The sequence below is a fragment of the Acidovorax sp. CF316 genome (assembly GCF_000276605.1).
In the GTDB taxonomy this organism is placed as follows: Bacteria; Pseudomonadota; Gammaproteobacteria; order Burkholderiales; family Burkholderiaceae_C; genus Acidovorax.
Genome location: NZ_AKJX01000114.1, coordinates 17,611 through 27,382 on the forward strand (window position 1 = coordinate 17,611; position 9,772 = coordinate 27,382).

Consider the following 9,772-nt stretch of genomic DNA (forward strand, 5'->3'; position numbering starts at 1 on the left):
CGAGCCCTTTGGCGGCACTCAGCCGGGGTGCGCAGGGGCCAGGGCCCCCAGCGCCTCCAGAGCGCGATCGAAATCGATGCGCTCGATGGCCCGGTTCACGGCAGACAGGGCATCGGCAAGCGGGTCACCATCCGCGGCCAGCCGTGCCACCAGGGCTTCCAGCACGTCGCCCGCGTCCGCGTCGCTGTCCCCCAGCAGCTTGCGCAAACGCGCCAGCAAGGCCTCGCTCTCGGCGGAACGCGCCACGGCAGCGGCAGGTGCGGCCTGCACGGTGCCGGCTGCGGTGCCCAGGCCGGACGCCTGCAATGCCTCGATCAATGGACGCAACAGCGCATCCACCTCGGCCAGCAGTTGCCCGGCCACCGGCGCCCGCGCCCCGTTGGCACCTTCCGCCTCCAGCGCCCCCGCGGCCGATGCGAGCTGCCGGGCACCGATGGTGCCTGCCGCGCCCTTGAGGGTGTGGGCCAGCCGCGTAGCCAGCGGCCAGTCGCCCTGCTGCAAGGCATCAGCGGCGGTTTGGCCGAATCCGGTGTATTCCTCGAGGAACATGCCCAGCAGGCGCCGGTACAGTCGCCGGTCGTTCTGAACGATGCCGAGCCCTACGGCCTGGTCCACTCCAGGCAACTGCGGCAGGTCGGGATCGGCCGCCTTGACGCCTTGGCCGGGAACCTGGCCGTGCACTGCAATGGCAGAAGCCGCAGTGGCGGGCACGGCCGGCTGGATCCAGCGCGCCATGCAGGCAAACATCTCCTCCACGCGCAGGGGCTTGGGGATGTGGTCCACCATGCCGGCCTCGATCACCTTCTCCCGGTCACCGGCCATGGCGTTGGCCGTCATGGCGATGATGGGCAGGTCGGCGAACTGCGGCAGCGAGCGCAGGTGGCGGGTGGCTGTGTAGCCGTCCATCACGGGCATCTGGCAATCCATGAGCACACCGTCGAACCGGGGGTCCGCAGCGAGCAGGTCCAGCGCCTCCTGGCCGTTGTTGGCCAGCACCACTTCAATGCCCGCCTGGCGCAGCAGCTCCATGGCCAGTTCCTGGTTGAGTGCATTGTCTTCAACCAGCAGCACGCGCGCACCCTTGAGCTGCTGCAGGTGCTCGGTCTGGCCCTGGGCCCGGCTCGCCACCCGGTCCGACACCACGCGCCCGCGGCCCAGCGCTTCGCCCACGGCCTCGAGCAGCGTCGAAGCCGTGACCGGCTTGGTAAGCACTGCGTTCACCCTGGCGCCCCGGCTGTGCACCGCGTTCATGGCCTCTTCGCGGCCGAAGGCGGTCACCATGATCACCGCCGGGGCGGCGCCCCCCTTAAGTGCCTGCATGCGGCGCACGGTCTCGGCGCCATCCATGCGGGGCATCTTCCAGTCCATCAGCACCAGGTCGTAGGCCAGCGAGCGGCTGTCGGCGCCCTCCACCATGCGCAGCCCTTCCTCGCCATCGCGGGCCGTGTCCACCTCCAGGCCGAAGCGGCGCGCCATGGTCGACAGGATCTCGCGGGCGGTGGCGTTGTCATCGACCACCAGTACGCTCAGGCCCAGCAGTTCATTGGCGTCGAACATCCGCCGGGGCATGGGCTGCGCCTGCAGGCCGAAATGCACAAGGAAGTGGAAGGTCGAGCCCTGCCCCACCGTGCTCTCCACCCAGATGCGCCCCTGCATCATTTCCACCAGGGTCTTGGAGATCGCCAGACCGAGGCCCGTGCCCCCATAGCGGCGGGTGGTGGAGCTGTCGGCCTGGCTGAACGACTGGAACAGCCGGGCGCACTGCTCGGGCGTCATGCCGATGCCCGAGTCCTTGACCCAGAAGTGCAGCTCGACCTCACCACCGGGCTCGCCCTGCTGGCCAATCAGCTCGATCCCCAGCACGATCTCTCCCTGCTCCGCGAACTTCACTGCATTGCTGCCCAGGTTGGCCAGGATCTGGCCCAGGCGCAGCGGATCACCGACCAGCGCGGTGGGCACGTCGTCTGCGGTGCTGAACAGCAGCTCCAGCCCCTTGTCCTCGGCCTTCATGCCGATCAGGTTGGCCACGTGGTCGAGCACATCCTCCAGGCGGAAATCGACCTGCTCCATGGACATCTTGCCGGCTTCGATCTTGGAGAAGTCGAGGATGTCGTTGATGATGCCCAGCAGGCTCTCGGCCGCCCGGTTGACCTTCTCGATGTAGTTGCGCTGCTTGTTGTCCAGCGCCGTCTGCAGGGCCAGGTGCGACATGCCGATGATGGCGTTCATCGGCGTGCGGATCTCGTGGCTCATGTTGGCCAGGAACTCGCTCTTGGCGCGGGTCGCGTCCTCCGCCATTTCCTTGGCCCGCCGGATGTCCTCTTCCGACTTCTTGCGGTCCGTCACGTCGAAGGCAATGCTGCACAGGCCGGAAATCTCCTCTCCCTGGCGCATCGGCACCTTGGTGACCTGGAAGTGGCGCTCTTCGCCATCCTCGCCCGCCACCTCTTCGGTGACCAGGAGCTGCCCTGCCTCCAGGGCCTGCATGTCCAGTGCATGGTAGGACTGGCCGCGCCCGGACGGGTGCACATCGATGGCCGAGTGCCCCAGCACCTGCGCCCGCGCCAGGCCGGTCGCACGCTCCCAGTCGGAGTTCACGTAGGTGTAAGCGCCCTGCACATCCTTGACGTAGATGGCGGAGTTGATGTTTTCCAGCACGGCCTCCATGAACTGGCGGCTGCGCTGCACTTCCTGCTCGGCCTCCTTGCGCCCGGTCACGTCCAGCAGCATCCACACCGTGCCCTTGTCCAGGTCGCCCGGGTCGATGGCCGCGCCGCTGATCTGACACCAGAAGCGCGTGCCATCGGCCCGCACCAGTTCCTCCTCGCGGTGGTGTTTTTCGCCGCGGGACAGCTGCTCGTTGATTTCGCTGAGTCCTTGCTTGAAGGCTTCTTCGGTCGCATACCAGGAACGGGGGGACTGGCCCAGTTGCCCGGTGCCGAACAGGGCGTCGAGCTGGCTGTTGCCGCGCACGACAACACGGTCCCTGATGAAGGCGATGCCCAGCGTGGTGGCCTCGAACATCGCGGTCTGCTCGGCGTTGGCCTGGCGCATGGCCTCCTGGGACTTCTTGTGCTCGGTGATGTCGGTGGCAATGCCGCAGATGCCGTAGATCTCACCGGCCTCGTTGACCAGCGGTGTCTTCGTGGTCATGAACGAACGCCGCTCCGTGCCGTCGGCGTTGGGAATGATCTCCTCGTAGGTGATGGCCTCCCCCCCGTTCAGCACCCGGCCCTCCACCGCAACGATCTTGTCGGCCATGTCCCTGGGCCACAGGTCGTGCGCGCTCTTTCCAAGCACTTCGCTCTCGCTGACGCCCATGTATTTCGCATAGGTTGCATTCAGCAACTGGTAGCGGCCTTCGCGGTCCTTGAGGGTGATGATGGAACCGATGCTGTCCACCAGGGTACGGATCTGGCGCTGGCTGTTGCGCACTTCCTGCTCCACCCGGTTGCGCTCGGTCACGTCGCGCACCGAGGCGCATACGCAGACGCCATGCCCGCCAACGGCCGGCAGGCGCGACAGGCCGACCTCCACCGGGAATTCGCTGCCATCCTTGCGCACGCCTTTCAGGCTGGCGTTGTTGCCGCCCATGTTGCGGGACAGCCCGACCGCCAGGAAACCCTCGCGCAGCGCCGGGTGCCGGCCGCGGAGGGCAGCCGGCACCAGTATTTCCATGGGCTGGCCCACCAGTTCGTGCTCGGCATAGCCAAACAGATCGAGCATGCGCGGATTGACCATGATCACCGTGCCGTGCTCGTCCGTGACCATCAGGCCATCGGGGGCGGATTCGATGATGCCGTGGTACCAGGCCTCGGTGGCGGCAATGGAATCCTTTTGCTCCGCCAGCTCATGGGCCTGCTGCTCCAGTGTCTGCGCCTGCGCCTGCGTTTCCTCCAGCAGCCGGTGGGTGGCCACGTTGCGCTCCAGGATCTCCAGGTTGGCGGCCAGCGCGGGCATCAGCGCGTCCAGCAGGGCCTGGCGAGCGGGCGTCAGGGCGTCGAAGCTGGCAATCTCGAGCACCCCCAGCAACTCGTCGCCACGCTGGATGGGCAGCACGCAGATGCACTTGGGCGCTGCCTCTCCGAGCGCGGAGCCGATGCGCACGTAGTCGGCAGGGGGCTCCCGCAGCGTGATGGCGCTGCGCTCCAGCGCGCACTGCCCCACCAGGCCCTGGCCGAGCTGGATGTACTGCTCCAGCGATTTGCGTTCGCGGTGGGCAAAGCCGGTCAGAAGCCGCAGGCGGCGCTGGTTCTTTTCATAGATATAGAGCACCCCGTGCCCTATGTCCAGCAGCGGTGCCGAGAGTGCGAAAAAGCGCTGCGCCAGCTCGACGAAGGACCGGGTCGACTGCAGTTCGACCGAGACGGATGCCGTGTGGGTCTTCACCCAGCGCTGTACCTCCAGCTCGCGGGCCCCCTGCTGCAGCACGGCCACGGCGCGCGCCAGGGCGCCCAGGTCGTTGAGGTACGAGGTATGGGGTACCTCCTGCTGCAGGTCCCCGTCGGCAATGCGCTCCACCGCCGTGCGCAGCTCGAAGGCCGGCACACGGATGGACCGGGCGATCAGCCACGCAAAAAGCACGCTGAAAAGCGCCCCCCCGGCCAGTAGCACGCCGCCGTGCAGCCGCGTCTGCTGTGCCTGCTCCTGCACCGACCTGAGAGTGGAGCGTGCGCCGTCTTCCTTGGTGGCGGCCACGGCTTCCATCGACTGCGCCACGGTGTCCCCCACCACCCCGAACTCCCGGCTGGCGGCCCGCCTGCGCGCCTCCTCCAGTTGCCCCTGGTTGGCGAGCTCCAGCAACTGCTCGACGCTCTTGCGGTACACCGCATAGTTCTGCTCGAAGGTCAGCAGGTTGCGCGTGTTGTCTTCGCGGATGATGCGCCCGCGCAGTTCACCGAGCTCGCGCATGATGTCACGGTGCGATTGGTCCAGCTTCTCCAGGGCCTGTGCCCGGTCGGCCGCCTCGGTGGTGAGCAGGGCGTTGCGCAGGTAGCGGCCCATGCTGGCATAGTGGAACTGGATCGCGCGGGCGTTGGAGATGCCCTGCAGATCCTTTTCATACATGGCCTGGATGTCGTTATTGACGCGGGCCACCGTCTGCATGCCCAGCACACTGAGCACGGCTGTCATGACGAGGATGACGAAAAAAGCAAACGCCAGCTTCGCGGTCAGCGAAGACCGGTGGTAGTGCTGTACCAGTGCATTCATGAAACGCATTCCTCTGTGTGCCGGGGCGGAGTCCGGCGCGCCGGCCGGCCGCCGACGGCTGTCATGGATGGCGCACGGACCAGGCCATGCTCAGGGCGTGGGCGGGCTGGCCGAGGTGATCGCCAGCTCCAGGTGCCGGGCCTTCTCGGCCATGTCCGCATCGCTGTCGGCAAACTTCTGCGCAATGCGCTGGAACTCGTCGAGCATGCCGAGGAAGGCGTCCAGGATGTCCGGGTCGAAATGCGAGCCCCGGCCCTCGCGCATGATGTCCACGGCTTTCGCGTGCGGCATGCCTTCCTTGTAGACGCGACGGCTGATCAACGCGTCGTAGACGTCGGCCACGGCCATGATGCGCGCCGACAGCGGAATCGCCTCGCCCGCCAGGCCCTGCGGGTAGCCGCTGCCGTCCCATTTCTCCTGGTGGCCGTAGGCGATCTCCTTGGCGTACTGCAGGAACTCCACCGGCATGCCCAGCTGGTCCTCGGCATGCTGGATGGCGTCGCGGCCCAGGGTGGTGTGGGTCTTCATCACCTCGAACTCATGCGGCTCGAAGCGCCCGGGCTTGAGCAGGATCCGGTCCGGGATGCCGACCTTGCCGATGTCGTGCAGGGGGGCCGACTTGTAGAGCATGTCGATCACGTGGTCGTTCAGCTCCGCGCTGAAGCGCGGGTGATCTTTCAGCGCCGTGGCCAGTGCCCGCACGTAGTGCTGCGTGCGGCGGATGTGGTTGCCGGTCTCGTTGTCGCGGGTCTCGGCCAGGGACGCCATGGCCAGGATGGTGACGTCCTGGATCGCAGCCAGTTCACGCGTGCGCTTGTGCACCTCGGTCTGCAGGAACTGGTTCTGGTCGCGCAGGAAGTCGGCGCCCGCCTTGGCCTGCAACTGGGTGGCCACGCGCGCCAGCACGATAGGCGGGTTGATGGGTTTGGTGATGAAGTCGGCCGCGCCCAGTGCCAGCCCCACTTTCTCGTCCTCGGTCCCGGACATGGCGGTCAGGAAGATGATGGGGATGTGCCGCGTGGCCGGTGCCTCCTTGAGCTGGCGGCATACCTCATAGCCCGACAGGCCGGGCATCATCACGTCCAGCAGTATCAGGTCGGGGGCTGGGATGCTGCGCGCAATCTGCAAGGCCTTTTCGCCCGAGCCTGCCAGCTTCAGCTGGTACTGGTCCTTGAGCAGGCCGGACAGCACCCACAGATTATCGGAAGAGTCATCGACGGCAAGTATCAATGGACGCAATGCATCTTCCGATGTTTCTGGCATCACCCGCTCCCTGGTGTTATGGGCACTCCACTGACACCACTATCTCTTACCCTTGCCGGTTTGACAAGCATCGCTTGTCCAACCGCGCCGTATGCGTCGCGTCGCAAGGCACACCGACGGTGTCCCCATGCCCCGTACACCTTGGGCCGTATTCAGCAGCGCGCGTCCATTCCCCATACTCCGCAGTACGGACACACCGGCACGTGGATGCTGCCCTGCGGGCTGCCTGCTGCACCTGCGGGATCCGGTGCACGGCATGGTCAGCCACCTGAGCCACATCGGGCGGTTCGAGGGGCCATATCCGTTTGCCTGAAACTCAGCGCACCATGCACGGTGCCTTGTTGTTGAACTTCCAGCCCGGGATCAGGTACTGCATGGCGATGGCATCGTCGCGGGCGCCAAGGCCATGCTCAAGGTACAGGCGGTGGGCGCGCTCGACCTCGTCCATGTCCAGCTCCACGCCCAGCCCAGGCTTCCTGGGCAGTTCGATGAAGCCGTTCCTGATCTGGAACGGCTCCTTCGTCAAGCGCTCGCCGTCCTGCCAGATCCAGTGCGTGTCGATTGCGGTCACGCGGCCGGGGGCGGCGGCGCCCACGTGGGTGAACATGGCCAGCGAGACGTCGAAGTGGTTGTTCGAATGCGAGCCCCAGGTCAGGCCGAAGGCCTGGCACATCTGAGCCACGCGCACCGATCCGGCCATGGTCCAGAAGTGCGGGTCGGCCAGCGGGATGTCCACCGACTGCAGGGCCAGGCTGTGCGCCATTTCGCGCCAGTCGGTGGCCACCATGTTGGTGGCAGTGGGCAGGCCGGTGGCGCGGCGGAACTCGGCCATCACCTCGCGGCCCGAGAACACGCCTTCGGCACCGCAGGGGTCTTCGGCATAGGCCATCACGCCGTGCAGGTCGCGCGTGATGCGCACCGCATCTTTCAGCAGCCAGCCGCCGTTGGGGTCCAGCGTCACGCGCGCCTCCGGGAAGCGCTCGTGCAGCGCGCGAATCGCCTCGACCTCTTCCTCGCCGCGCAGCACGCCGCCCTTGAGCTTGAAGTCGGCAAAGCCGTAGCGCTCGTACGCGGCCTCGGCCAGGCGCACGATGCCGTCGGCCGACATGGCCTTTTCGTTGCGCAGGCGGAACCAGTCGTTGTCGGCGCCGGGCTCGGTGCGGTAGGCCAGGTCGGTCTTTGCGCGGTCGCCCACGTAGAACAAATAGCCCAGCATCTGCACCGCCTCGCGCTGCACGCCATCGCCCAGCAGCGCGGCCACGGGCACGTTCAGGTGCTGGCCCAGCAGGTCGAGGAAGGCCGACTCCACCGCCGTCACGGCGTGGATGGTGATGCGCAGGTCGAAGGTCTGCAGGCCGCGCCCGCCCGCATCGCGGTCGGCGAACTGGGCGCGCATGGCGTTGAGCACGGCGTTGTGGTGGCCGATGGGCCGGCCCACGATCAGCGGGCGCGCGTCCTCGATGGTCTGGCGGATCTTCTCGCCGCCAGGCACCTCGCCCACCCCGGTGTTGCCCGCGCTGTCGCGCAGGATGATCAGGTTGCGCGTGAAGAAGGGGCCGTGCGCGCCGCTCAGGTTCATGAGCATGCTGTCGTGGCCCGCCACGGGCACCACGCGCAGCTCGGTGACGACGGGGGTGCTGATGGCAGAAGGGATGGAAGAGGTGGTCATGGTGGTCTGGAAACGAAGATGGGGCGGGCAACGGCGCCCCGTGACAAGGCTCAATCAGCGGTGATTTTTCGGGTTTCGATGACAGTCTTCCAGCGCGCGAACTCGCGTGCCTGGTAGGCGGTGAAGGCTTCGGGCGTACTGGCCACGATCTCCAGGCCCTGGTCGAGCATGCGCTTCTTCACGGCGGGGTCGTTCATGGCGGCGATGGCAGCGTCCGAGAGCTTCTTCTTGAGCGCTGGCGGCAGGCCCTTGGGCGCAGCCATGCCCTGCCACGAGTACACCTCGGCACCGGCCACGCCGGCCTCGGCCAGGGTGGGCACGTCGGGCAGCACGGGGCTGCGCTTGTCGCCGGTGACGGCAATCGCATGCAGCTTGCCGCCGCGGATGTGCTGCAGCACGGCGTTCACGTTCTGGAATGAGAACTCCACCTGCCCGCCCAGCAGGTCGTTGATGGCCGGGGCACCGCCCTTGTAGGGGATGTGCAGTCCTTCGGTTCCGCTCTGCTGCCAGAACACTTCGGCCGAGAGGTGGTCCGACGAGCCGTTGCCCGAGCTCGCAAAGCTCACCTTGCCGGGGTTGGCCTTGAGCTGGGCGATCACCTCCTTGACGGTGCGGGCCTTCTGGTTGGGTGCGGCCACCAGCACGTTGGGCGCCTGCACGGGCACGGTGATGTAGTCGAAATCCTTGAGCGCGTCGTACGGCACGCTCTTGAGCAGGTGCGGCGCCACGACGAAGGCACCGAGCGAGGACACCAGCAGCGTGTAGCCATCGGGTGCGGCGCGCTTGACCGCGCCCGCACCCAGCGTGCCCGTGGCACCGGGGCGGTTGTCCACCACGAAGCTCTGCCCCAGCTTCTCGCCCATGTGCAGGGCCATGGCCCGGGCCACCATGTCGGTGGAACCGCCGGCCGGGAAGGGCACGACGATGGTCACGGGTTTTTCAGGCCAGGCGGCGGGCGTGGCCGTCTGGGCCGATGCGGCAAAGGCGAGGCTGCAGGCGCTGGCGAGCAGCAGCAGGTGTTTCGTGGCGAACATGGTGGATGTCTCCGGAGGTGATGGATGGTGGTCGACGGCCCTCTTGCGGGGCCTTCTTCAGGCAAATTGCGTGGGTTGCGAAATAGTTCTACAGCGGCTCAAGCGGGTCACAAAGCTCAGCGCAGCGGTCCTGGCTAGGCGCTTGCGGCGCAGGCAGTACAAGCAGTACGACAAGACGCAACAACGACGCCAGGAGAGCTTTGTGATCCGCGCTTACTGGGCACCGAGCTTGTCGATCAGCGCCTTGAGCTGCTCCAGCTCGGCGGGCTTGAGGTCCGTCAGCGGCGCGCGCACCGGGCCCGCATCGTGGCCCACCAGCTTGGCGCCGGCCTTGATGATGCTCACGCCGTAGCCTTCCACCTTGTTGCGGATTTCCAGGTAGGGCATGAAGAACTCCTTGAGCAGCTTGTGCTGCGTGGCCATGTCGTCGGCCGCCACCGCCTTGTAGAAGTCCATCGCCGTCTTGGGGATGAAGTTGAACACCGCCGACGAGTACACCGGTGTGCCCAGCGCCTTGTACGCTGCCGCATACACCTCGGCCGTGGGCAGCCCGCCCAGGTAGGAGAAGCGGTCGCCCATCTTCATGAAGATCGAG

General features: G+C 66.8%; 5 protein-coding genes. All 5 read right to left on the reverse strand.

What is annotated here, in order from left to right:
- Positions 1-18 precede the first annotated feature (18 nt).
- On the reverse strand, positions 19-5,211 hold the full coding sequence (locus PMI14_RS33535) for a PAS domain S-box protein (RefSeq protein ID WP_007854964.1): 5,193 nt from the start codon (positions 5,209-5,211) through the stop codon (positions 19-21).
- Between the two features lie 90 nt (positions 5,212-5,301).
- Positions 5,302-6,474 (reverse strand): HD-GYP domain-containing protein, encoded by a 1,173-nt coding sequence (locus PMI14_RS12875; RefSeq protein WP_007854966.1) that lies wholly within the window; start codon positions 6,472-6,474, stop codon positions 5,302-5,304.
- 316 nt (positions 6,475-6,790) lie between these two features.
- Positions 6,791-8,143: a glucarate dehydratase gene (gudD, locus tag PMI14_RS12880; protein ID WP_007854968.1), complete on the reverse strand. Its 1,353-nt coding sequence runs from the start codon at positions 8,141-8,143 to the stop codon at positions 6,791-6,793.
- Between the two features lie 50 nt (positions 8,144-8,193).
- Positions 8,194-9,177, reverse strand: coding sequence for a tripartite tricarboxylate transporter substrate binding protein (locus tag PMI14_RS12885; RefSeq protein WP_007854969.1), 984 nt, complete (start codon positions 9,175-9,177; stop codon positions 8,194-8,196).
- A gap of 213 nt (positions 9,178-9,390) precedes the next feature.
- The coding region (locus PMI14_RS12890) for a dihydrodipicolinate synthase family protein (RefSeq protein WP_007854971.1) at positions 9,391-9,772 on the reverse strand (382 nt) is incomplete at its 5' end.